We start from the raw sequence: 23,519 nt of genomic DNA, 5'->3' as shown, positions 1-23,519 counted from the left end.
AGCTCGGAGAACAACAGCCATGGCTGGGGATGACCGCGAGCCCATCGGGCGCAAAGGAAAACAACCAAAAAATACCGCGTCGCGCAAGCCGCCGCGCCGTCGCCGAGACGACGATTATGACGATTACGAAGAAGACGAGTATGACGATGATGAGTATGAAGAGGAGGAGGAACGCATGCCGCGTAAGGTAAAAGCGACTCCGCCGCGTAAAAAACGCCGCTGGCTCGGCCTGATTATCAAACTGATCCTGGTGATCGCCGTCCTGTTGGCGATCTACGGCGTCTATCTGGATTCCCAGATCCGCAGCCGTATCGACGGCAAAGTCTGGCAGCTGCCGGCGGCAGTGTACGGCCGCATGGTCAACCTGGAACCGGGCATGCCGTACAGCAAGAAGGAAATGGTCAACCTGCTGGAAGGCATGCAGTATCGCCAGGTCAGCCGCATGACGCGTCCGGGCGAGTTTACCGTGCAGGCCAACAGCATCGAGATGCTGCGCCGCCCGTTCGATTTCCCGGATGGTAAAGAAGGGCAGATCCGCGCCCGTCTCGATTTCCAGAACAACCGTCTGGCGAAGATCGAAAACCTGGACAGCGGCCGCAGCTTCGGCTTCTTCCGCCTCGATCCGCGCCTGATCACCATGCTGCAGTCGCCAAACGGTGAACAGCGTCTGTTCGTGCCGCGCGCCGGTTTCCCGGATCTGCTGGTGGATACGCTGATCGCCACGGAAGACCGCCACTTCTATGAGCATGACGGCATCAGCCCGTACTCCATCGGCCGCGCGGTGCTGGCCAACCTGACCGCCGGCCGTGCGGTGCAGGGCGGCAGTACCCTGACGCAGCAGCTGGTGAAGAACCTGTTCCTGACCAACGAACGTTCGCTGTGGCGTAAGGCCAACGAAGCCTACATGGCGCTGCTGGTCGATTACCGTTACAGCAAGGATCGCATTTTGGAGCTGTATCTGAACGAGGTGTACCTCGGCCAGAGCGGCAGCGACCAGATCCGCGGTTTCCCGTTGGCCAGCCTGTACTACTTCGGCCGGCCGGTGGACGAGCTGAGCCTCGATCAGCAGGCGCTGCTGGTCGGCATGGTCAAGGGCGCGTCGCTGTATAACCCGTGGCGTAACCCGAAACTGGCGCTGGAGCGCCGCAATCTGGTGCTCAAGCTGCTGCAAAACCAGGGCGTGATCGACGGCGAGCTGTACGACATGCTGAGCGCGCGTCCGCTGGGCGTGCAGCCGAAAGGCGGCGTCATTACGCCACAGCCGGCCTTTATGCAGATGGTGCGTCAGGAGCTGCAGACCAAGCTGGGCGATAAGGTCAATGATCTGTCCGGCGTGAAGATTTTCACCACGCTGGATCCGGTGTCGCAAGACGCGGCGGAAAAAGCGGTCGAAGACGGCATCCCGGCGCTGCGCGCCGCGCGTCACGTGCAGGATCTGGAAGCGGCGATGGTGATCGTCGATCGCTTCAGCGGTGAAGTGCGCGCCATGGTCGGCGGCGCCAATCCGCAGTTCGCCGGTTTCAACCGCGCCATGCAGGCGCGCCGCCTGGTCGGCTCGCTGGCCAAGCCGCCGACGTACCTGACCGCGCTGTCCGAACCGGATAAATACCGCCTCAACACCTGGCTGGCGGATGCGCCGCTGTCGCTGAAACAGCCGAACGGTGCCGTCTGGCAGCCGAACAACTATGATCGCAAATTCCGCGGTCAGGTGATGCTGGTGGATGCGTTGGCCAACTCGCTGAACGTGCCGACGGTGAACCTCGGCCTGTCGGTGGGGCTGGATCAGATCAGCGCCACGCTGCAACGTCTGGGCATCCCGAAAGCGGAGATCAACCCGGTGCCTTCGATGCTGCTGGGCGCGATCGGCCTGACGCCGATGGAAGTCGCGCAGGAGTACCAGACCATCGCCAGCGGCGGTAACCGTGCGCCGCTGTCGGCGGTGCGTTCGGTGATCGCTGAAGACGGCACGGTGCTGTACCAGAGCTTCCCGCAGGCGGAACGCATGGTGCCGGCGCAGGCCGCTTACCTGACGCTGTACGCGATGCAGCAAGGCGTGGCGCGCGGGACGTCCCGCTCGCTGTCGGTGAAGTTCCCGAACTACAATCTGGCGGCGAAAACCGGTACCACCAACGATCTGCGCGACAGCTGGTTCGCCGGCATCGACGGCAAGGAAGTGGCGATCGCCTGGGTGGGGCGCGACAACAACGGCCCGGCCAAGCTGACCGGCGCCAACGGCGCGTTGACCCTGTATCGTCGTTATCTGGAAAACCAGACGCCGCTGCCGCTGATGCTGCAGCCGCCGGAAGGCATTAACCAGATGAGCATCGACTCTGCCGGCAACTTTATCTGCGGCGGCGGCAGCTGGCGCACCATCCCGGTCTGGACCGACAATCCGCAGGGATTGTGCCAGGCCAGCCAGGCGGCGGTGCAGCAACAGCAGCAACCGGCGGCGGGTGAGCAAAAAGATGGCGATGGCGTCGCCGGCTGGATCAAGGATATGTTCGGCCAGTAATCGCTACCGGGGCGTCGGCCCCGGTGAAAATTTTTTCTTTGTTATTAAGCCCGTAACCTTGGTTGCGGGCTTTTTTATTTTTTCGCTCGTTTTATTTCCCTGTTAACCGCATGGCTAAGCGCCTAATCCTTAACCTATTTACCCCATGAATTCGGCTTGCAGTTTAATTTGGCTTCTGCATAAAATGCGACGCTTATAATAATTATTATCGTTTACATTCTTCATTTAATAATTCATCAGAGAAATCAACTATGCCGACCAAGCGTCTTTCGTCATCCGCGGCCAAGCAGGGCCGTACCCCCGTCAGCGCGTTAGCGATCACCGTCGCTGCGGCGTTGGGCACGCTGGCGATGCCAGCTTTTTCCGCCGACGCCAAGCCGGCCGCCAAGGAAGACACGATTACCGTTGTGGGCGGCAGCAATACCGCCCAGCAGGAAAGCGCCTGGGGGCCGGTCGGCACCTATGTCGCCAAACGCAGCGCCACCGGTACCAAAACCGATACGCCAATCGAGAAGAACCCGCAGTCCGTTTCCGTAGTGACGCGTGAAGAGATGGACATGCGTCAGCCGGATACGGTGAAGGGCGCACTGGCCTATACGCCGGGTGTGATGATTGGGAATCGCGGTGCCTCCACCGCCTATGATGCAGTGAACATCCGTGGTTTCAGCTCGGTAGGCACCAATATGTATCTGGATGGCCTGAAACTGCAGGACGATAACTATTCGATTTATCAGATAGACCCTTACTTCCTTGAGCGAGCGGAAGTACTGCGCGGACCGTCTTCGGTATTGTACGGCAAAAGCAACCCTGGTGGGGTGGTCGCGCTGGTCAGTAAGCGGCCGACAACAGAGACGCTGCGCGAAGTTCAATTCAAAATGGGGACAGATAATCTGTTCCAGACCGGTTTTGACTTCAGTGACGCTTTGGATGATGCGGGGGTTTACTCATATCGTCTGACGGGGGTTGCGCGCGATGAAGATCAGCAGCAGGTTGGCGAGAAAAGTAAACGTTATGCTATTGCTCCTTCCTTCAGTTGGCGACCTGATGATCGCACTTCTTTGACTTTCCTCAGCAGCTTCCAGGATGATCCTAGCGTTGGCTTCTATGGCTGGTTGCCGAAAGAAGGTACGGTGCAAAATGGTATCAACGGTAAGTTACCGACCAGTTTCAACGATGGTGAGCCTGGCTATAACAACATTTCCCGCAAGCAGCAAATGGTCGGATATGCCTTTGAGCATAGTTTTGATGATGTTTGGACCGTGCGCCAAAACCTGCGTTATTCGAAAATGGATGTGGACTACCGTTCTATTTACGGCCTAGGCATTGATCCAGATAATTCAGCTGAGCTGAAGCGTGGCGTGATGAATTCCAAAGAGCATATGTCCAGCTTTGCGGTCGACACACAGGCACAGGCTAAATTTGCGACCGGGCAAGTTGACCATATCTTGTTGATGGGTGTGGATTATATGCGTATGCGCAATGATGTTGTTTATCAATATGGCAGTGCATCCAATCTGAATGTCATCGCTCCACAGTACGGCAATCGGAGCTATACCATTACCGGTGGTGCCAGTCAGGTTAACCGTCAGGAGCAGACCGGCCTGTATGTGCAAGATCAGGCTGAATGGAACAACTGGGTTCTGACGATGGGGGGGCGCTATGATTGGAGCGATACCAATAGCACCAATCGCCTGAACCAGAATTCCGTCTCTAAGCAGCAGGATAACCAATTTACCGGCCGTGCTGGCTTGAACTATGTTTTCGAAAACGGCATCGCGCCTTATGTCAGCTACAGCGAATCGTTTGAGCCAACCTCAGGCACTGATTTCTCAGGCAATACATTTGCTGCCTCTAAAGGCAAGCAGTATGAGGCCGGGGTTAAATACGCACCTAAGGATCGTCCGATCACCGCCAGTTTGGCGCTTTACCAGTTGACTAAAACCAACAATAAAGTGGCTGACTTAGAACATCCGTTCTTTAGCGTCCAGGGAGGGGAGGTCCGTTCTCGTGGGATTGAGTTGGAGGCGAAAGCGGCCTTGTCGGCTAACCTCAATCTGTTGGGCTCTTACACTTACACGGATGCTGAATATACTAAAGATACTTCGCTACAGGGGAATACACCTTCTGCTATCCCTAAACACATGGCTTCTCTGTGGGCGGATTACACCTTCCATGAAACTGCGATTAGCGGTTTGACCTTGGGTTCAGGCGTTCGCTATGTTGGCTCCAGCTATGGTGACGAGGCCAATACGTTTAAAGTGAAGGATTACACGGTGTTTGATGCCGCGATAAAATATGATCTGGCGCGTTTCAATTTGCCGGGCTCTTCGATTGGCATCAATGTGAACAACCTGTTTGATAAGGAATATGTCTCCAGCTGCTTTGCTACTTATGGCTGCTACTGGGGCGCAGAACGCCAGGTGGTCGCCACCGCAACCTTCCGTTTCTAACCGGATAGCCGGGGCGGCACTGCGTCGCCCCGGACAAAGCAGGATCTATGCAGGACAAACTTCTTAATCCCGGCGCGACCTTCGCGCTGGATAACGCCAGCTTCGCCGTCCCCGGCCGGGTGCTGTTGCAACCGCTGTCGCTCAGTTTTCCCCAGGGCAAAGTCTGCGGCCTGATCGGCCATAACGGTTCCGGTAAATCCACCCTGTTGAAACTGCTCGGGCGGCATCATGCGCCCAGCGGCGGTCAGGTTTTGCTCAATCGGCAGCCGTTGGCGCAGTGGGACAGCAAATCCTTCGCCCGCCAGGTGGCCTACCTGCCGCAGCAGTTGCCGGCGGCGGAAGGCATGACGGTGCGCGAGCTGGTGGCCGTCGGCCGCTATCCGTGGCACGGCGCGCTGGGGCGTTTTGGCGCCAACGATCGCCAATTGGTGGAGGAGGCCATCGCGCTGGTGGGGCTGAAGCCGTTCGCCAGCCGCCTGGTGGACAGCCTCTCCGGCGGCGAGCGCCAACGCGCCTGGCTGGCGATGATGGTGGCGCAGGACAGCCGCTGCCTGCTGCTTGACGAACCGACCTCGGCGCTGGACATCGCGCACCAGGTCGAGGTGCTGGCGCTGATCCAGCGCCTGAGCCGCGAACGCGATCTCACGGTGATCGCCGTGCTGCACGACATCAACATGGCGGCACGCTATTGCGACCATCTGGTGGCGCTGCGCGGCGGTGAAATGATCGCCCAGGGCGGCCCGCTGGAACTGATGCAGGGGCCGGTGCTGGAACAAATTTACGGTATTCCTATGGGCACGTTGCCGCACCCGAGCGGCGGCGCGCCGGTGAGTTTTGTCTACTGATGTCCTCTGCATTCACTTCTTCTCACGATCCGCTGCGCCGCCGTTTGTTGATGGCGCTGGCGCTGTCGCCGCTGTTGGGCTCGTTGCCCGGCCGAGCGGCGGATGCGCCGCCGGATATCGCCCGCGTTGCGGCGCTGGAATGGCTGCCGATCGAACTGCTGTTGGCATTGGGCGTGACGCCGCTGGCGGTGGCCGATGTGCATAACTACAACCTGTGGGTGGCGGAGCCGAAGCTGCCGGCGACGGTGGTCGACGTCGGCCAGCGCACCGAACCTAACCTCGAACTGCTGCAGCAGCTCCAGCCTTCGCTGGTGTTGCTGTCGCAAGGCTATGGCCCAACGCCGCAAAAAATCCAACCCATCGCGCCAACCATGAGCTTTGGCTTCAACGACGGCAGCGGCAAACCGCTGACCGTCGCCCGCCAGTCGCTGATGGCGCTGGGGCAACGATTGGGCATAGAAAGCCGCGCGGTACAGCACCTGGCGCAGTTTGACCGCTTTATGCAGGACGCGCGTCAGCGCCTGCAAAGCTACACCCGGCAACCGCTGCTGCTGTTTTCGCTGATCGACACGCGCCATGCGTTGATCATCGGCCAGAAAAACCTGTTCCAGGAAGCGATGGATCAACTGGGCATCCGCAATGCCTGGCAGGAAGAAACCAATTTCTGGGGCACGGCGGTGGTGGGCATTGAACGGTTGGCCACGGTGCGTAATGCCCGGGTCATCTATCTCGATCACGGTAATCAGGCGATGATGGACAAGGTCAGCGCGACGCCGCTGTGGCAGTCGTTGCCCTTCGTGAGGCAAAACCAGCTGCGGCAGGTGCCGGCGGTGTGGTTCTACGGTGCCACGCTGTCGACGATGCGGTTTTGCCGCCTGCTGGCGCAGGCTCAGGAGAGTGCGTCATGAGTTCGGGCATCCGGAAATTGCCGCTGACGCTGATCCTACTGTTGCTGGCGGCGGCAGGTGGCCTGACGATATACAATCTGGCGCAGCAGCTGCCGCCGGCGCAATGGGCGCGGGCGCTCAGCGCGCCGGACATCGACGACGTGCGGCAAATGCTGTTCCATTACAGCCTGTTGCCGCGGTTGACGGTGTCGCTGTTGGCCGGCGCCGGTCTGGGGTTGGTCGGCGTGCTGTTCCAGCAGGTGTTGCGCAATCCGTTGGCGGAGCCGTCGACGCTCGGCGTCGCCGCCGGCGCGCAGCTTGGCCTGACCATCGCCACGCTGTGGGTGCTGCCGGGAGGTGAGTTTACCCGCCAGCTGGCCGCTATGGTGGGCGCGATTGTGGTGGGCGGGCTGGTGTTCGGCGTCGCCTGGGGCAAGCGGATGTCGCCGGTCACGCTGATTCTGGCCGGGCTGGTGCTGGGGCTGTACTGCGGCGCGGTCAACAGCCTGTTGGCGCTGTTTAATTACGATCAGCTGCAGGGCATGTTCCTGTGGGGCACCGGCGCGTTGAACCAACAGGACTGGAGCGCCGTGCAGTTCCTCCTGCCGCGTTTGCTGGTGGCTGGCCTGTTAGCGGCGCTGTTGCTGCGCCCGCTGACGCTGCTGGGGCTGGACGACGGTGTGGCGCGCAACCTGGGGTTAGGGCTGTCGATGGCGCGCTTCTGTGCTTTGGGGGTGGCCATCATCTTCAGCGCCATGTTGGTGAGTGCGGTGGGCGTTATCGGCTTTATCGGCCTGTTTGCACCGCTAATGGCGAAGATGTTGGGGGCTCGCCGCCTGGCGCACCGCATGATGCTGGCGCCGCTGCTGGGGGCGCTGTTGCTGTGGCTGACCGATCAGGTGATGCTCGGGGTAACGCAGGTGTGGCACGAGATCCCGACCGGCGCGGCCACCGCGCTGTTCGGCGCGCCGCTGCTGCTGTGGCTGCTGCCGCGTTTGCGCAGCGCCGCCACGCCGCCGCCGATGAACCTCGGCGACAAGGTGCCTGCCGAACGCGGGAATCTGCCCGGCTGGATCCTGGTGGGCGGCCTCGTGCTGCTGATCGGCCTGGCGCTGGCGCTGATGCTGGGCAAAAATGCCGGCGGCTGGCACTGGAGCCTGGGCGCGGAACTGGACGCTCTGCTGCCGTGGCGCTGGCCGCGCGTGCTGTCGGCGCTGGCGGCGGGCATGATGCTGGCGGTCGCCGGCACGCTGATCCAGAAGTTGACCGGCAACCCGATGGCCAGCCCGGAAGTATTGGGCATCAGTTCCGGCGCCGCTTTTGGCGTCGTGATGATGCTGTTTATGGTGCCGGGCGACGCCTTCGTGTGGCTGCTGCCCGCCGGCAGTCTGGGGGCGGCCGCTACGTTGCTGATCATCATGATCGCCGCAGGCCGCGGCGGTTTCTCGACCGAACGCATGCTGCTGGCCGGTATCGCGCTCAGCACCGCCTTTACCACCGTCATCTTCCTGCTGTTGGCCAGCGGCGATCCGCGTATGGGGGGCTTGCTGACCTGGCTCTCCGGTTCGACCTATTCGGTGGAGCCGGCGCAGGCGCTGCGCACCGCGCTGATCGCCGCCGGATTGCTGGTATTGGCGCCGCTGTGCCGCCGCTGGCTGACCATCCTGCCGCTCGGCGGCGCCACCGCCCGTTCTGTGGGCATTGCGCTGACGCCGGCGCGGTTGAGCATTCTGTTGCTGGCTGCCACCCTGACCGCGATGGCGACCCTGACCGTAGGGCCGCTGAGCTTTGTCGGGCTGATGGCGCCGCATATGGCGCGCATGCTGGGCTTCCGCCGCGCGCTGCCGCAAATGGTGATCGCCGCGCTGCTGGGCGGCTTGCTGATGGTGTTTGCCGACTGGTGCGGACGGATGCTGCTGTTCCCGTATCAGATCCCCGCCGGGTTATTGGCGACCTTTATCGGTGCACCGTACTTCGTGTATCTGTTGCGTAAGCAGACCTCGTAAGCGGCGTCTCGGCTGCGTTTTCTCTGTCATCAAAGGCTCAGCGTTGCTGGGCCTTTTTTTATTTTTCATGATGTTGCAAGGCGCTGCGAACGGGTGCGCAAAAACGATATTGCGTGCGAAAAGGAGCGCGAGGCGTGGCGGTGAGATGAATATACTGCGGGCGGGTGCTCTGGATCTTTGTCTCTGGAGTTTCTGCGAAAGGTACAAAGAGAAAAGCCCCGAGTCGATATTCATCAACCCGAGGCCTACTCTAACGCGTCACAACGTTAAGTTAGCCTCTTACCCGCCGCGAGGCAAGGAGAAGAAGGCATGATGCCGAACAAACGCAGCCCGTTAAAACTGGTGATTATTTGTGCCACGGTAATATCACTGGCATGGATAACCCGCAGCACGCTGTGTGAGCTGCGGATCCGAGCGGGCACTACGGAGGTTGCGGCCATTTTGGCTTACGAATCCGAACGGTAAGGCAACCCGGCGGCGGGGGCGGTGCCTCCGCCGGCCGGCAGTCGATGCGTTGATCCAGGAGCACCCATCCGCTCAAAAAAAACGGCGAGCCAGGGCTCGCCGTTTTCATGTTGATGTCGGGGCTTATTTCAGGCCGGCGGCATCGCGCAGCAGCGCGGCTTTGTCGGTCGCTTCCCACGGGAAGTACTCGCGGCCGAAGTGGCCGTAGGCAGCGGTTTCGCGGTAGATCGGCTGCAGCAGATCCATCATCTGGATCAGGCCATATGGGCGCAGATCGAAGAATTCGCGCACCAGCAGCGTCAGCTGTTCGGTTGGCACTTTCTCGGTACCGAAGGTTTCTACCATGATGGAGGTCGGTTCCGCTACGCCGATAGCGTAAGACACCTGGATTTCGCAACGATCGGCCAGGCCGGCGGCAACGATGTTTTTCGCCACGTAGCGTGCCGCGTAGGCCGCGGAACGGTCAACCTTGGACGGATCCTTACCGGAGAAGGCGCCGCCGCCGTGGCGCGCCATGCCGCCGTAGGTGTCGACGATGATTTTACGGCCGGTCAGGCCGCAGTCGCCCATCGGGCCGCCGATAACGAAACGGCCGGTCGGGTTGATGTGGTATTTGGTGCCCGCCGTCAGCCATTCCGCCGGCAGGACCGGTTTAATGATCTCTTCCATCACCGCTTCTTGCAGATCTTTCAGCGCGATGTCTTCGGAATGCTGAGTGGACAGCACCACGGCGTCGATACCGACGATTTTGCCGTCGTCGTACTGGAAGGTTACCTGGCTCTTCGCGTCCGGACGCAGCCACGGCAGGGTGCCGTTTTTGCGCACTTCGGACTGACGCTGCACCAGACGGTGTGCGTAGGTCACCGGAGCCGGCATCAGCACGTCGGTTTCGTTGGTGGCGTAGCCAAACATCAAGCCCTGATCGCCGGCGCCCTGCTCGAGAGGATCGGTACGGTCAACGCCCTGATTGATATCCGGGGATTGTTTGCCGATGGCGCTCAATACTGCGCAGGAGTTGGCGTCAAAGCCCATGTCCGAATGAACGTAGCCGATTTCGCGTACGGTTTTGCGGGTGATCTCTTCGATATCGACCCAGGCGCTGGTGGTGATTTCACCGCCGACCAGCACCATGCCGGTTTTCACGTAGGTTTCGCAGGCGACGCGCGCTTTCGGATCCTGTTCCAGGATGGCGTCGAGGACGGCATCGGAGATCTGATCGGCGATTTTATCGGGATGTCCTTCGGAGACGGATTCGGACGTGAAGAGGTGTTTAGCCATTGTGTTCTTTACCTTGCATAAGACGGGTTAGAAATTACTGCACAGCGCTGGAGATCCGGCATCAAAGCGAAGGGTCTTCCGCTGATGGCGCGAGATGCATCCTGCAACGCCCCTCAGGCAAAGCCGTTAAGCAGTTTATCAGTTAACCAGTATAGATGGATTAACATCTGGACGTCTATTTTAGGTCAGGGTTTAGCCAGATTGCCAGTAATTTTTTGCGCTTTCGCTCTTTTGCGCAAACGGGTTGGCGCCATTTTCATCGCTTGAAACAGTTTTCGGCGAATTTTCATTTTGCTTTTTCACCTGCTTACCGGTATAAACTGCGCGCGCGGTTCATTTGCTGCACAGTACGGCGATTGGCGGTGGGGAAGGTGCGATAAACTTCCGCTTTGCATTCGCCGGCGTTGCGCTATTATCCGTCGCAGGCGTTCGCCGTGAGCGCCGCCGCTTCATCGAACGGTCACGTTCTTACACTATTTTAGAGGCTGGGTCGTTCACTCCGAACGGCGCGCGTGGAGGTGGTTGGATTAATGATCCGTTGTCTACCGGTTGTTGGCTCCCAACAGCAGTGCCGTTCTGGCGCACATTCTTCTGCTATTTCCCGTCTTGTCTCTCTGTCACTTACCAGGTGCGATAAACACTTGGCCGCTACTCAGGATTCTCGGGCCGGCTAACGGTCGTCTGAAGAACTGAACAAGGGTAGCCTGCAGCCTTCCTGTGGGATGTTTCTTGGCCCGATTCACGAGGTTTGAACAGGGTGTCTTACAATTATATGAGTGATAAACCGATCGCTGACCGCGAACGGCAGTTCTCTTCGCTGCCGCCAGCGCGGCTTGTTGGGTTGTTCTCGCGGGTTGTAGCTGCGATAGTGGCTGACGGTTTCGTCAGTGCGGAATGTGAGGCGAACCATGTCTGATGATCTGTTGATTCACCGCCCGCCGGTTGCGGGCGAGTCTTTATCTTTGCGCTCCATGCAGGAGGTTGCCATGAATGATCGTAATGCCAGCAAGATGCTGCGCACTTATAACGTCGCCTACTGGGGCAACAATTACTATGACGTCAACGAGCTGGGCCATATCAGCGTGTGCCCGGACCCGGATGTCCCGCAGGCGCGCGTCGATCTGGCAGAACTGGTGAAAACGCGCCAGCAAGACGGGCAGCGTTTGCCTGCGCTGTTCTGCTTCCCGCAGATCCTCCAGCATCGCTTGCGTTCGATCAACGCCGCGTTCAAACGCGCGCGTGAGTCCTTCGGTTACCAGGGCGGCTATTTCCTGGTGTATCCGATCAAGGTGAACCAACATCGCCGCGTGATTGAGTCGCTGGTGAACTCCGGGGAACCGCTGGGGCTGGAAGCCGGCTCCAAGGCCGAGCTGATGGCGGTGCTGGCGCATGCCGGCATGACCCGCTCGGTGATCGTCTGTAACGGCTATAAAGATCGTGAATACATTCGCCTGGCGCTGATCGGGGAAAAACTGGGGCACAAGGTGTACCTGGTGATCGAGAAGATGTCCGAGATCAACCTGGTGCTGGAAGAAGCCGAACGGTTGAACGTCATACCACGCCTGGGCGTGCGTGCGCGTCTGGCTTCGCAGGGCTCCGGCAAATGGCAGTCGAGCGGCGGCGAAAAATCCAAGTTCGGTCTGGCGGCGGTGCAGGTGCTGAAGCTGGTAGAGACCCTGCGCGAAGCGGGCCGTCTCGACAGCCTGCAACTGCTGCACTTCCATCTGGGTTCGCAGCTGGCCAACATTCGCGATATCGCCACCGGCGTGCGCGAATCGGCGCGTTTCTACGTTGAACTGCACAAGCTGGGCGTCAACATTCAGTGCTTCGACGTGGGCGGTGGCTTGGGCGTCGACTACGAAGGCACCCGCTCGCAGTCCGACTGCTCGGTGAACTACGGCCTGAACGAATATGCCAACAACGTGATTTGGGGCATCGGCGACGCCTGTAACGAACACGGCCTGCCGCATCCGACGGTGATCACCGAGTCCGGCCGCGCCGTGACCGCGCACCACACGGTGCTGGTCTCCAACGTGATCGGCGTAGAACGCAACGAATTCAGCGAACCGCTGCCGCCGGAAGCCGACGCGCCGCGCGCGCTGGAAAGCATGTGGGAAACCTGGCTGGAAATGAACGAGCCGGAGAACCGCCGCTCGCTGCGCGAATGGCTGCACGACAGCCAGATGGATCTGCACGACGTGCATACCCAATACGCGCACGGCATGTTGGATCTGACCAAGCGTGCCTGGGCCGAGCAGCTGTATCTGAACATCTGCAACAAGATCCAGCAGCAGCTCGATCCGAGCAACCGCGCACACCGTCCGATCATCGACGAACTGCAAGAACGCATGGCGGACAAGTTCTACGTCAACTTCTCGCTGTTCCAGTCGATGCCGGATGCCTGGGGTATCGATCAGCTGTTCCCGGTGCTGCCGCTGGAAGGGCTGGATAAGCCGCCGGAAGGCCGCGCGGTGCTGCTCGACATCACCTGCGACTCCGACGGCACCATCGACCACTATGTCGACGGCGACGGCGTGGCAACCACCATGCCGATGCCGCCGTACGATCCGGAGAACCCGCCGGCGCTGGGCTTCTTCATGGTCGGTGCGTACCAGGAGATCCTCGGCAACATGCACAACCTGTTCGGCGACACCGCCTCGGTTGACGTGTATGTGTTCCCGGACGGCAGCGTCGAGACCGAACTGTCCGACGAGGGCGACACCGTGGCGGATATGCTTGAATACGTGCAGCTCGATCCGAGCGCGCTGCTGGCCAAATTCCGCGATCAGGTCAAAGAAACCGATCTGGACAGCGAGCTGCAGGCGCAGTTCCTGGAAGAGTTTGAGGCCGGCCTGTACGGCTACACGTATCTGGAAGACGAGTAACCGCCCTCTTCAGGGGGGGCGATGTCGGCCCCCTTGAAGCATGGATAAAATGCGGCCATAATCTGCCGTATCGGTAGCACCGAAACAAACATCGAACAAATCCCTTTCTCGTCGGGCTAACGACGCGGGAGGGATTTTTTTTTGTAACGGCCCGGCGTCTACGCCCGGCAACTTGTTGAACTACGAGGGTTTACTATGAGCACCTTAGGCCATCAGTCCGATAATTCATTAGTGTCCAACGCCTTTGGTTTCCTGCGCTTTCCGCTGAACTTCATGCCTTACGACAGCGATGCAGAGTGGGTCATCACCGGCATTCCGTTTGACATGGCGACCTCCGGGCGCGCCGGCGGCCGCCACGGCCCGGCGGCCATTCGTCAGGTGTCTACCAACCTGGCATGGGAAGGCAACCGTTGGCCGTGGAGCTTCGATCTGCGCGATCGTCTGAACGTGGTTGACTGCGGCGACATCGTGTTCAACTTCGGCGACGCGCAGGACATGAGCGACAAGCTGCAGGCGCACGCGGAGAAACTGCTGAAGGCCGGTAAGCGCATGCTCTCGTTCGGCGGCGACCACTTCGTGACCCTGCCGCTGCTGCGCGCGCACGCCAAGCATTTCGGCAAGCTGGCGCTGGTGCACTTCGACGCCCACACCGATACCTACGCCAACGGCAGCAAGTTCGACCACGGCACCATGTTCTACCATGCCCCGAACGAAGGCTTGATCGATCCGCACCACTCGGTGCAGATCGGCATTCGTACCGAGTTCGATCATGACAACGGTTTTACCGTGCTGGACGCCGCGCAGGTGAACGATCGCAGCGTGGACGACCTGCTGACCCAGATCAAGGGCATCGTCGGCGATATGCCGGTGTATCTGACCTTCGACATCGATTGCCTGGATCCGGCGTTCGCACCGGGCACCGGCACGCCGGTGATCGGCGGCCTGACCTCCGATCGCGCGCTGAAGCTGGTGCGCGGCATGCAGTCGCTGAACATCGTCGGCATGGACGTGGTGGAAGTGGCGCCGGCTTATGACCAGTCCGAGATCACCGCGCTGGCCGCGGCGACCCTGGGCCTGGAGATGCTGTACCTGCAGGCGGCCAAGAAACACGCCTGACGCCAGGCTACTCCTCGCCGAAAAAGCGGCCTCCATCGTATGGGGGCCGCTTTTTTATTGCATTTGTCGCCATCCGCGCTGCCTTCTCAGTCCGTTGCAGTGCCTTTGCGCAACACCGCGCAGAAATGAAACTGAGTCAGTAAAAAGGAATCGGGAGAGTGGAGAGGATGAATATACTGCGCGCGGGTGCTCTGGATCTTTGTATCTGGAGCCTGCGTGAAAGGTACAAAGAGAAAAGCCCCGAGTCGATATCCATCAACCCGAGGCCTACTCTAACGCCAGCAACGTTAAGTTAGCCTCTTACCCGCCGCGAGGCAAGGAGAAGAAGGCATGATGCCGAACAAACGGAGCCTGTTAAAATTGGTGGTTATTTGTGCCACGGTAATATAACTGGCATGCATAACCCGCAGCACGCTGTGTGAGCTGCGGATCCGAGCGGGCAATACGGAGGTTGCGGCCATTTTGGCTTACGAATCCGAACGGTAAGGCAACCCGGCGACGGGGATGTTCCCCGTCTGCTGGCTGTTGGCGTCCAGATCCACGAGCACCCTCTCAACGCTTTCGGTTTTCCGCCGCACAGGGCAGAGAAACGGGTTTATGCCCGCTTCATCTGCTGTGCCAGCAACATGCGGCCAAACAGCGCGCCGCCCGCCAGCAGCGTCAGCAGCTGCGAGGCGATCAGCACCGCAAAGCCTGAAGACACCTTGCCCTGGCTGGCCATCACCATGCCCATCACCATCGGCACAAACGCCGAGAACAGATTGCCGATGCCGTTGATCAGCCCATAGGCGCTGCCGACCGCCTCCGGCCGCGCATAATGTTGCAGCAGCGTGGGTATCGCCGCGCCCTGCGCCCCCCAACAGGCGTTGGCCGCCAGCAGGAAGAAGGCGATCCAGCCAAGCTGATGGCTGTGCATCACGCCATAAATGCACAGCGCGGTCGCTGCGCCGCCGCAGACGAAGATCAGCGGCGCCTGATAAGGGCGGATACGATCGAGCAACACGCCGCCGAGGTATTTGGAGGCGATGCTGACGATGAAAGGCAGCGCGGCCATCCAGCCCATCTGCTTGATGGAAAACCCCTTTTCATCGGTCAGATACGCCGGCAGCCAGGCGCTGGAGCCCCACAGGTAGCTGAGCGTGGCGATCTCGATCAGCAGGATCCAGCCGAGCATCGGCGTGCGCCAGGCCAGTGCAAAGGTGCGCCAGACGCGGTTCAGCACCGGTTGCGGATCGGCAGGGCGTGAAGATGAGGATAAGGGGAGCGGGTGAACGAACAGCCGCACCAGCGCCAGCCCCAGCAGCAGGTTGAGCAGCGCCAGCAGGTGAAACGACATCGCCCAACCGAAGTGCGCCATCAGAAAACTCACCAGCGGAAAGCCGAGCACTAGCCCCAATGAAACGCCCAGCGCGCTGACCGCGTTGGGCTTGCCGCGCTCGTCGGCGGCGAAATGCTCGCCGATGTACATGGTCTTCAGCGAGAACAGCGGCCCTTCGCTGACGCCAAGTAGCGCGCGCACCACGCACAGCAGCATCAGCGATCCCGCCAGCGGCGAGGCGGCGGTGAGCAGCGCCCACAGCACCACGCTCAGCGTCAGCGCGCGGCGGTAGCCCATCAGCGTTTCCAGAAACGGCGTCAGCAACATGGCGGACAGCCCGTAGCCGAGCAAAAACACCGTCATCAGCGTGCCCTGGTGAGCGCGGTCACCGCCAAGTTGGAAGTGTTGCAGGAAGTCGGGATTGACCAACATCACGGCGATATTGACCCGATCCGCATAGGCGATAACGATCAAAAACAGCAGGGCGATCACTCCAAACCAGCGTTGACGTTGTTGCACGGCGCGTTCCTCAGTGCGAGCGGTTGACGAATTCAGGCAGCAGCAAACTCACCCGAGGATGCCTGTTAGCGCAAACGCGGGAGGATGAGGCTGATGTAAAATTATTGTTATCAAATAGGGTGTGAAAGACAGAGAGAAAACACTTTTACGCGCAATGCGTCGCCGGAATCAACGCGTTTTTTGCCATAAATTAGCAGGGGAGCGCACAACTGACATAGGTTTTTCATATCGGTGCATTATTTCGTGATCCTTCCCGCATTTGTCATTTTTAAACAACCTTTCATTAACATTTGCCGTTCCGCTCGCTTGACGAAAGTTTCGCCACACTTATAGTGACTGTATTAAATAAGAAACTGAGTTTCATATATGAAACAATCAGATAGAGGATAAAAGCAATGAGCTGGAAGAATGTGTGCGAAGTGTCTCAGGTGAAAGAAGATTTTCCTTTTTCCGGCAAAGTGGAAGGAAAAGAGATCGGGGTATACCTGCTCGACGGTAACTACTACGCGCTGGAAGACGTCTGCCCGCATGCCTATGCCTTGCTCAGCCAGGGGTTTGTAGACGACGGCAAGGTTGAGTGCCCGCTGCACGAAGCGCTGTTTGACGTGCGCACCGGCCAGTGCCTGCGCGAGCCGGGCGGCCGCGATCTGCAAACCTATCCCACCCGGGTGGTCGACAACCAAATCCAGATCACCTTTATCGCGGAGGAGTAATCATGCAGCACATCACCGATTTCAATCCCTGGCTGCCGGACACCCAACAGGTGACGCCGGCCCGCGAAGGCGGCAACGGTCAAATCCATCAGCCGGGCCAGTTCCGCAATGTCATCTGGCAAAACCGCGCCCGGGTGCCGGACGGTTTCGAAACCGCCCTGGTGGCGGCGCTGGAAACGATCTTCGATCAGGGCGCGGAAGAGCTGGAGCAGATCGTCAGCGCGTTGAATCAGCGCCGCCTGTTTGATCGCAGCGGCCAGCCGTGGAATGAGGCGACGTTCCGCGAATTCCTTCACGTTAACGGTTTCTGAGCCACATCCGGGAGAAGACAATGACAGCAAACACAACATCCTCCGAACAGAGCCTGCAGGACTATCTTGACCAGGGGTTGCGCGGCATGTGGTATCCGGTGCTGGCCAGCTGGGAAGTGGGCAACAACCCGGTCGGCATCACCCGTCTGGAGCAGCAAATCGTGGTGTGGCGTGACGGTGAAGGCCAGATCCACGCGCTGGAAGACCGCTGCCCGCACCGCGGCGCGCGGCTTTCCATGGGGTGGAACCTCGGCGATCGCATCGCCTGCTGGTATCACGGGGTGGAGGTCGGCGGCGACGGCACGGTGAAAGACGTGCCGGCGGTGGATCGTTGCCCACTGGTGGGGCAAAAATGCCTGCGGTCTTACCCGGCCAAAGAAGCCTACGGCGCGGTGTTCCTCTATTTCGGCGTGACGGCGGATGAAGCGCCGGCGGCGCTGACTTTCCCGCAAGAGCTGGCGGACGAAGCGTCGTACAGCAATTTCCTGTGCACCGCCAGCTGGAACTGCAACTACCAATACGCCCTGGAAAACGTGATGGATCCGATGCACGGCACCTACCTGCACTCCTCCTCGCACTCGATGGCGGAAGGGGACCGCAAGGCGGATATGGGGCTGGAGCCGACCGACAGCGGATTTATCTTCAAGAAAAACGGCCAGATTGGCGTCAACTTCGACTGGGTAGAGTTCGGCAACAGCGGCGCGTATTGGATGCGCCTGTCGATCCCGTACAAAAAGCGCTTCGGGCCGGGCGGTCACTTCTGGATCATCGGCATGGTGGTGCCGGAAGACAAGGATCACTGCCGGGTGTTCTTCTGGCGCATCCGCAAGGTCAAAGACTGGCAGCGCGACATGTGGCGCTTCATGTACCGCAACCGCCTGGAATCGTTGCATTGGGACGTGCTCGAGCAGGATCGCATCGTGCTTGAAAATATGGCGCCTAACGCCCGCGGCCGCGAATACCTGTACCAGCACGACGTCGGCCTTTCGCGCCTGCGCCGCCTGATGCAAAAAGAGGCGCAGAAACAGCTGGCGACGCTGCGCGAGCGGGAGGCGGCGCAGTGAACGGCCTGCTGAACGGTAAACGCATCGTGGTCACCGGGGCGGCGCGCGGCCTGGGTTACAGCTTCGCTGCCGCCATCGCCGCCGCCGGCGCGCAGGTGGTGATGTGCGACATTCTGGCGGATGAGCTGGCGGCGAGCGGCGCCGCGCTGCGTGAGCAGGGCGCTCAGGTGGAAACGCAGACCATCGATCTGGCGTCACCGGATTCGATCCGTTCGGCGTTCGAGAAGATCGCCGCAGGCGGCGGAATCGACGGCCTGGTGAACAACGCGGCGCTGGCGACCGGCGTCGGCGGCAAAACCATGATGGAATACGATATCGATCTGTGGGATCGGGTGATGCAGGTCAACTTGCGCGGCACTTGGCTGGTGAGCCAGGCGGCGGTGCCGCTGCTGGCGCGCAGCCCGCACGCCAAGATCGTCAACGTGGCGTCGGACACTGCGCTGTGGGGCGCGCCGCGCCTGATGGCCTATGTCGCCAGCAAAGGCGCGCTGATCGCGATGACCCGATCGATGGCGCGCGAGCTGGGCCCGCAGGGGATCTGCGTCAACGCCATCGCGCCGGGCCTGACGCGGGTGGAAGCCACCGAGTATGTGCCCGCCGAGCGTCATCAGCTGTACGAGCAGGGGCGCGCGCTGGCCGGGGCGCAGCACCCGGACGATGTGAACGGTACGGTGCTTTATCTGCTGTCGCCGCTGGCGGATTTCGTCACCGGCCAACTGCTGCCGGTCAACGGCGGCTTCGTATTCAACTGACGGCCCGCAGGGCCGGCGCACAGCGCAGGAGCGAGAGATGGCGGACGAGCAAGCATGTAAGTATCTGATCCCGGGACTGGAGCGCGGGTTGCAACTGCTGCTGGCGTTTGGCGAGCAGCATAAGGAAATGACTTTCGCCGAGTTGCATCGCCTGGTCGATATGCCGAAGGCCACCGCCTACCGCGTGGTGCAGACGCTTGAGCACCTGGGCTTTTTGGAGCGCAATCCGCGCACCAACACCTTTGCGCTTGGCATCAAGGTGCTGCGCCTCGGCTTTGAATACATCGCGTCGCTGGACGTGGCGCAGGCCGGCCAGCCGGTGATTGAGCAGCTGCGCGATCGCAGCCAGTGCAGCAGCCATCTGGCGATCCGCGACGGGCGCGACGTTATCTACATCGCCCGCGTCAGCGCAGCCGGTTCGCAGATCAATCAGGTCAGCGTCGGCACCCGTTTGCCGGTGCACCAAACCTCGCTCGGCCGCATGCTGTTGACCAGCGCCACCCGCAGCGAGTTCGAACAACTTTATCCGGACGCGCAGCTGCCGGGCAATGCGCCGGGCACCCCGGCGGATCGCGAAACGCTGTGGCAGATGGTGCAGCAAGACAAAGCGCGCGGCTATGTGATCGGCGAATCGTTCTTCCGCCACGGCATCTCCTCGATCGTCTACCCGATCTTCAACCGCGAGCAGCGGGTCGAGGCGGTGGTCAGCATCATGGTGCCGTCCGATGAGATCCCGAAAGCGGATCGCGAGCGGCTGCGCATGGAAGTACGCGACGCGGCGGAGAAAATTTCCGGCTTCCTCGGCGCGCCGCCGCAGGCCAACGTCGGCTAACCGACAGGACCGACTCTTTTACTCAGGCAGGGATAAGGCCCGTAGCAAACAGGGGCCGGGGTTGACTCATGCCTGAAAACCGTATGCAGCGAGAACGTGAGGCTGAACAATGAGCGTAATCGGAATCGAAAAACTGGAATTTGGCGTCGAAGATCTGCCAACCTGCGAAAAATTCATGCAAGACTTCGGCCTGCAGCCCGCCACGCAACATTGGGGCGAACCGCAGCGCGAATTCACCACCCTGAGCGGGGCGCGTGTCGTCCTGCATCCGTTGCAAAGCGCGGCGCTGCCTGCGGCGTTTGAGGGCGGTTCAACCCTGCGCCGCATGACCTGGGGCGTGGCCTCGCCCGCCGAGCTGGCGCGCCTGCAGCCGCGTTTGGCGTTGATGCCCGGCTTCCGGCAGGTGGGAGAAGAGCTGGAATGCCTCGATCCCAACGGCATGACGCTGCGCTTCGTCGTCAGCCGCCAGCAGGCGGTCGAGGTGCCGGTCACGCCGATCAACCAATGGGGCGACGTGCGCCGCATCGATCAACCCAGCCCGGTCTATTCGCAGGCGCAGCCGATCAACATTGGCCACGTGGTGTTCTTCGTTGAGGATCTGGCGGCGACCGAGCGTTTCTATCGCGAGCTGTTGGATTTCCAGGTTTCCGATCGCTATATCGATCGCGCCGTCTTCCTGCGTACCCAGGCGCGCGGCGGCCACCATAACCTGTTCCTGCTGAAGCTGCCGAACCGCCCGCGGGGCCTGAACCACGTGGCGTTCACCGTGCGCGATATCCACGAAGTGATCGGCGGCGGCATCGCCATGAACAAGGAGAAGTGGAGCACCTTTATCGGCCCCGGCCGCCACCCGATCTCCTCGGCTTATTTCTGGTACGTCAACAGCCCGACCGGCGGGGCGTTCGAGTACTACACCAACGACGATTATCTGACGGAAAACTGGCAGCCGCGCGAGCTGGAGCATTCGTTGGTCTCCTTCACCGAATGGGCGGTAGAGGGCGGCATCGATCACGACACGCGCCGCCAGCATAAAAAGGCGGAGGCGTTATGAACCGGCCGGAACACGCGGGCATCGTCATCGTCGGCGGCGGCCAGGCCGGCGGCTGGGCGGCCAAGACGCTGCGCGATCGCGGTTACAGCGGCCGGCTGACGGTGGTCAGCGACGAACCCTACGATTTTTACGAGCGGCCGCCGCTGTCGAAAGCGGCGCTGCTGGATGCCGCGGCTCCCCTCAGCCGGCTGTTCAGCGAACAGACGGTGGCGGAGCTGAATATCGACTGGCGCCGCCCGCTGCGCGCCGAGTCCATCGATGCAGAACAGCAAATCGTCACGCTCAGCGACGGGCAACGGCTGCAGTTCGAGCAGTTGCTGATCGCCACCGGCGGTCGGCCGCGTTTGCCGGGCGCCGCCTGGGCGCAGCACCCGCGCGTGATGACGCTGCGTTCCTGGGACGATGCGGCTCGGTTGCGGCAGGGCCTGCAGGGTTGCGGGCGCCTGGCGATCGTCGGCGGCGGTTGGATCGGGCTTGAGATCGCCGCTTCCGCGCGCCGTCTCGGCGCCAAGGTGACGGTGTTTGAACGCCAGCCCGCGCTGTGCATGCGCAGCGTCGGCGCCGACGTTTCACAGGCGTTGCTCGAACTGCATCGTCAGCAGGGCGTCACGGTGCTGTGCGGCTGCGGCGAGATCTCGTTGGAAGATCGCGATGGCGCCGCCTGGATCGGCAGCGAAGTCAGCGATCCGCAGGCCTTCGACTTGGTGGTGGTGGGGATCGGCGTCGAGCTGAATCTCGAACTGGCGCGCAGCGCCGGGCTGGCGATCGAGTCCGGCATCGTGGTCGACGGCCAGGGGCGCACCAGCCATCCGGCGATCTTCGCCGCCGGCGACGTGGCGCGCCACCCGACGCTCGGCCTGTGCCTGCAGTCCTGGGCCTACGCGCAAAATCAGGCCATCAGCACCGCCTGCGCGATGCTCGACGCCTTCGCCGCACCGTATGACGACGTGGCCTGGCTTTGGTCGGATCAATACGACGCCAATATCCAGATCCTCGGCGTGCCGAGCGGCGGCGTGCACCATGTGGTGCGCCGCACGCCGCAGTCGCAGGTGTTCTTCACGCTGAACGCCGATCGGCAGCTGGTGCAGATGGTGGCGTTCAACGATGCGCGCACCATCAAGCTCGGCAAGCGTTGGCTGGCGAGCGGCCGGGTGCTGGATCCGCAGCAGCTGGCGGATGCGGAGTTTTCTTTGATGGCGTTGAAATAACGCCCGAACCTCGGGAGCGTTTTATGACTACGCAAGACATTGACGCCCGCGCTGGACGGGCGGGGGAAGCCGTTGCCGAAAATCCGCAGCAGCGGGTGCGCTGGTCGGTGCCGATCGCGCTGTTCGCCTGCGTGCTGCTGGCGTTTTTCGACAAGATCAGCATCGCGGCGTTGTTTTCCGATAGTGAGTTTCAGCAGGCGTTGGGCATCGGGTTTGACCCGGCGCGGCTGGGTTTGCTGATGAGCGCGTTTCTGTTCTCCTACGGCATTTCCTCAATGCTGCTCAGCGGCATCGGCGATCGGCTTAATCCGGTCAAGGTATTGATTGGCATGATGGTGGTGTGGGGCGTGCTGATGGTGTTGATGGGGATGACGCGTTCCTATCACGCCATGATGACGCTGCGCATTCTGCTCGGCATCGCCGAAGGGCCGCTGCTGCCGATGGCCTACGCCATTATTCGTCAGGCCTTCCCGCCGCAGCTGCAGGCGCGCGCCACCATGCTGTGGCTGCTCGGCACGCCGCTGGGTGCCGCGCTTGGCTTCCCGGTCACCCTGTACATCCTCAATACCTTCGACTGGCAGGCCACCTTCTTCTTTATGGCGTTTCTGACGCTGCCGGTGATGTTGCTGGTGCTGTTCGGCATGCGCCACCTGAACGTCGCGCGCCCGGCGGCGGCGACCAAGCCGGCGGTGTCCGAACGCAAACAGCATCGCCGCGAGCTGCTGCGCAGCCCGCACTTTTGGATGATCTGCCTGTTCAACATCGCCTTCCTGACCTACCTGTGGGGCATGAACGGCTGGTTGCCGAGCTACCTGATCAAGGGGAAAGGCATTCATCTGGAGCATGCCGGTTACCTCTCTTCGCTGCCGTTCATCGCCATGCTGCTCGGCGAAGTGCTGGGCGCCTGGCTGTCGGACAAGCTGGATCGGCGCGCGCTGGCCTGTTTCCTGTCGCTGTGCGGCGCCGGCCTCGGTCTGGCGGTGGTGCTGCACCTGCAGGGCACCTACAGCGTAATCGCCGCCATGGCCTTCAGCACCTTTATGTGGGGCGCCGGCGCGCCGAATATTTTCGCGCTGTTGGCGAAGGCGACCAGCAGCAAGGTCAGCGCTACCGCCGGCGGCATCTTCAACGGGTTGGGCAATTTTGCCGGCGCGCTGGCGCCGGTGCTGATGGGGGCGTTGATCGCCGCCACCGGCAATATGGATAACGGCCTGCTGTTCCTGGTGGTGATGGCTTTCGTCGGCTGCCTCATTCTGCTGCCGTTACTGAGAAAGTACTGATTAATCAATCGATTCAACAGAGGAGTG

General features: G+C 61.0%; 19 protein-coding genes and 1 pseudogene. 18 read left to right on the top strand and 2 right to left on the bottom strand.

The genetic code is table 11. The annotated features are described in order from the left end of the window. The first annotated feature begins 19 nt into the window (after window positions 1-19). From mrcB to ACK3CV_RS21080, 6 genes are all read left to right on the top strand, one after another. Complete coding sequence (gene mrcB / locus ACK3CV_RS21105; protein WP_033635910.1) at window positions 20-2,512, top strand: bifunctional glycosyl transferase/transpeptidase; 2,493 nt, start codon at window positions 20-22, stop codon at window positions 2,510-2,512. A 251-nt stretch (window positions 2,513-2,763) separates the two neighbouring features. Beyond that, the gene (gene fhuA, locus ACK3CV_RS21100; RefSeq protein ID WP_049196070.1) at window positions 2,764-4,962 is read left to right on the top strand and encodes a ferrichrome porin FhuA; all 2,199 of its coding nucleotides are present in this window, start codon (window positions 2,764-2,766) and stop codon (window positions 4,960-4,962) included. Window positions 4,963-5,009: 47 nt separating this feature from the next. After that, window positions 5,010-5,807 (top strand): Fe3+-hydroxamate ABC transporter ATP-binding protein FhuC, encoded by a 798-nt coding sequence (gene fhuC, locus ACK3CV_RS21095; RefSeq protein WP_033649613.1) that lies wholly within the window; start codon window positions 5,010-5,012, stop codon window positions 5,805-5,807. Next, on the top strand, window positions 5,807-6,715 hold the full coding sequence (gene fhuD / locus ACK3CV_RS21090; protein WP_164141192.1) for a Fe(3+)-hydroxamate ABC transporter substrate-binding protein FhuD: 909 nt from the start codon (window positions 5,807-5,809) through the stop codon (window positions 6,713-6,715). Before fhuC ends, fhuD begins: the two co-directional genes overlap by 1 nt. Next, a complete protein-coding gene (fhuB, locus tag ACK3CV_RS21085; protein WP_103799173.1) occupies window positions 6,712-8,700 on the top strand; it encodes a Fe(3+)-hydroxamate ABC transporter permease FhuB in 1,989 nt (662 codons plus the stop codon). The genes fhuD and fhuB overlap by 4 nt, the downstream gene beginning before the upstream one ends. A gap of 312 nt (window positions 8,701-9,012) precedes the next feature. Beyond that, window positions 9,013-9,165 carry a Hok/Gef family protein gene (locus tag ACK3CV_RS21080; protein WP_033649633.1) on the top strand — a complete coding sequence of 51 codons (153 nt, stop codon included), beginning with the start codon at window positions 9,013-9,015 and terminating at the stop codon, window positions 9,163-9,165. Between the two features lie 123 nt (window positions 9,166-9,288). Here ACK3CV_RS21080 and metK read toward each other — a convergent pair whose 3' ends face one another. Continuing rightward, complete coding sequence (gene metK, locus ACK3CV_RS21075) at window positions 9,289-10,443, bottom strand: methionine adenosyltransferase (RefSeq protein WP_164141194.1); 1,155 nt, start codon at window positions 10,441-10,443, stop codon at window positions 9,289-9,291. A gap of 530 nt (window positions 10,444-10,973) precedes the next feature. Here metK and ACK3CV_RS21070 point away from each other — a divergent pair. The 4 genes and pseudogenes from ACK3CV_RS21070 (at window position 10,974) to ACK3CV_RS21055 (ending at window position 14,930) form a co-directional block, all read left to right on the top strand. Then, the gene (locus ACK3CV_RS21070; protein WP_464017219.1) at window positions 10,974-11,117 is read left to right on the top strand and encodes a hypothetical protein; all 144 of its coding nucleotides are present in this window, start codon (window positions 10,974-10,976) and stop codon (window positions 11,115-11,117) included. Between the two features lie 234 nt (window positions 11,118-11,351). After that, on the top strand, window positions 11,352-13,328 hold the full coding sequence (speA, locus tag ACK3CV_RS21065) for a biosynthetic arginine decarboxylase (RefSeq protein ID WP_055311965.1): 1,977 nt from the start codon (window positions 11,352-11,354) through the stop codon (window positions 13,326-13,328). A gap of 195 nt (window positions 13,329-13,523) precedes the next feature. Next, window positions 13,524-14,444: an agmatinase gene (speB, locus tag ACK3CV_RS21060; protein ID WP_004937606.1), complete on the top strand. Its 921-nt coding sequence runs from the start codon at window positions 13,524-13,526 to the stop codon at window positions 14,442-14,444. Between the two features lie 333 nt (window positions 14,445-14,777). Continuing rightward, window positions 14,778-14,930, top strand: a pseudogene (locus ACK3CV_RS21055) (Hok/Gef family protein). A 109-nt stretch (window positions 14,931-15,039) separates the two neighbouring features. On the opposite strand, the gene ACK3CV_RS21050 reads toward ACK3CV_RS21055, so the two are convergent. Further along, window positions 15,040-16,281 (bottom strand): MFS transporter, encoded by a 1,242-nt coding sequence (locus ACK3CV_RS21050; protein WP_164141196.1) that lies wholly within the window; start codon window positions 16,279-16,281, stop codon window positions 15,040-15,042. Window positions 16,282-16,676: 395 nt separating this feature from the next. On the opposite strand from ACK3CV_RS21050, the gene ACK3CV_RS21045 reads away from it, so the two are divergent. The 8 genes from ACK3CV_RS21045 (at window position 16,677) to ACK3CV_RS21010 (ending at window position 23,492) form a co-directional block, all read left to right on the top strand. After that, entirely contained in the window at window positions 16,677-16,994 is a 318-nt protein-coding gene (locus tag ACK3CV_RS21045; protein ID WP_004937614.1) for a non-heme iron oxygenase ferredoxin subunit, read from the top strand. Window positions 16,995-16,996: 2 nt separating this feature from the next. Further along, on the top strand, window positions 16,997-17,305 hold the full coding sequence (locus tag ACK3CV_RS21040; protein ID WP_004937617.1) for a recombinase-like helix-turn-helix domain-containing protein: 309 nt from the start codon (window positions 16,997-16,999) through the stop codon (window positions 17,303-17,305). 20 nt (window positions 17,306-17,325) lie between these two features. Beyond that, window positions 17,326-18,369 (top strand): aromatic ring-hydroxylating oxygenase subunit alpha, encoded by a 1,044-nt coding sequence (locus ACK3CV_RS21035; protein ID WP_033635902.1) that lies wholly within the window; start codon window positions 17,326-17,328, stop codon window positions 18,367-18,369. Beyond that, window positions 18,366-19,121, top strand: a complete 756-nt coding sequence (locus tag ACK3CV_RS21030) for an SDR family oxidoreductase (protein ID WP_164141198.1) — start codon at window positions 18,366-18,368, stop codon at window positions 19,119-19,121. Before ACK3CV_RS21035 ends, ACK3CV_RS21030 begins: the two co-directional genes overlap by 4 nt. Before the next feature lie 37 nt (window positions 19,122-19,158). Then, a complete protein-coding gene (locus tag ACK3CV_RS21025) occupies window positions 19,159-19,953 on the top strand; it encodes an IclR family transcriptional regulator (protein WP_164141200.1) in 795 nt (264 codons plus the stop codon). A 109-nt stretch (window positions 19,954-20,062) separates the two neighbouring features. Further along, a complete protein-coding gene (locus ACK3CV_RS21020) occupies window positions 20,063-21,004 on the top strand; it encodes a VOC family protein (RefSeq protein WP_049195187.1) in 942 nt (313 codons plus the stop codon). Next, window positions 21,001-22,212 carry an NAD(P)/FAD-dependent oxidoreductase gene (locus ACK3CV_RS21015; RefSeq protein ID WP_060388217.1) on the top strand — a complete coding sequence of 404 codons (1,212 nt, stop codon included), beginning with the start codon at window positions 21,001-21,003 and terminating at the stop codon, window positions 22,210-22,212. Before ACK3CV_RS21020 ends, ACK3CV_RS21015 begins: the two co-directional genes overlap by 4 nt. A gap of 23 nt (window positions 22,213-22,235) precedes the next feature. Further along, complete coding sequence (locus tag ACK3CV_RS21010) at window positions 22,236-23,492, top strand: MFS transporter (protein WP_033635897.1); 1,257 nt, start codon at window positions 22,236-22,238, stop codon at window positions 23,490-23,492. Window positions 23,493-23,519: the final 27 nt, after the last annotated feature.

The organism is Serratia sp. TSO36 (assembly GCF_057808395.1).
This window is presented reverse-complemented; position numbering and strand designations above follow the sequence as displayed.

Excerpts from the sequence above, each read along its gene's own strand:
- ACK3CV_RS21080 (WP_033649633.1), top strand. The coding sequence starts at position 9,013 with ATGCCGAACAAACGCAGCCCGTTAAAACTGGTGATTATTTGTGCCACG.
- ACK3CV_RS21040 (WP_004937617.1), top strand. The coding sequence starts at position 16,997 with ATGCAGCACATCACCGATTTCAATCCCTGGCTGCCGGACACCCAACAG.
- fhuC (WP_033649613.1), top strand. The coding sequence starts at position 5,010 with ATGCAGGACAAACTTCTTAATCCCGGCGCGACCTTCGCGCTGGATAAC.
- ACK3CV_RS21070 (WP_464017219.1), top strand. The coding sequence starts at position 10,974 with ATGATCCGTTGTCTACCGGTTGTTGGCTCCCAACAGCAGTGCCGTTCT.
- metK (WP_164141194.1), bottom strand. The coding sequence starts at position 10,443 with ATGGCTAAACACCTCTTCACGTCCGAATCCGTCTCCGAAGGACATCCC.
- ACK3CV_RS21020 (WP_049195187.1), top strand. The coding sequence starts at position 20,063 with ATGAGCGTAATCGGAATCGAAAAACTGGAATTTGGCGTCGAAGATCTG.
- fhuB (WP_103799173.1), top strand. The coding sequence starts at position 6,712 with ATGAGTTCGGGCATCCGGAAATTGCCGCTGACGCTGATCCTACTGTTG.
- ACK3CV_RS21035 (WP_033635902.1), top strand. The coding sequence starts at position 17,326 with ATGACAGCAAACACAACATCCTCCGAACAGAGCCTGCAGGACTATCTT.
- speA (WP_055311965.1), top strand. The coding sequence starts at position 11,352 with ATGTCTGATGATCTGTTGATTCACCGCCCGCCGGTTGCGGGCGAGTCT.
- fhuD (WP_164141192.1), top strand. The coding sequence starts at position 5,807 with ATGTCCTCTGCATTCACTTCTTCTCACGATCCGCTGCGCCGCCGTTTG.
- ACK3CV_RS21025 (WP_164141200.1), top strand. The coding sequence starts at position 19,159 with ATGGCGGACGAGCAAGCATGTAAGTATCTGATCCCGGGACTGGAGCGC.
- fhuA (WP_049196070.1), top strand. The coding sequence starts at position 2,764 with ATGCCGACCAAGCGTCTTTCGTCATCCGCGGCCAAGCAGGGCCGTACC.
- ACK3CV_RS21010 (WP_033635897.1), top strand. The coding sequence starts at position 22,236 with ATGACTACGCAAGACATTGACGCCCGCGCTGGACGGGCGGGGGAAGCC.
- ACK3CV_RS21015 (WP_060388217.1), top strand. The coding sequence starts at position 21,001 with ATGAACCGGCCGGAACACGCGGGCATCGTCATCGTCGGCGGCGGCCAG.
- speB (WP_004937606.1), top strand. The coding sequence starts at position 13,524 with ATGAGCACCTTAGGCCATCAGTCCGATAATTCATTAGTGTCCAACGCC.
- ACK3CV_RS21045 (WP_004937614.1), top strand. The coding sequence starts at position 16,677 with ATGAGCTGGAAGAATGTGTGCGAAGTGTCTCAGGTGAAAGAAGATTTT.
- mrcB (WP_033635910.1), top strand. The coding sequence starts at position 20 with ATGGCTGGGGATGACCGCGAGCCCATCGGGCGCAAAGGAAAACAACCA.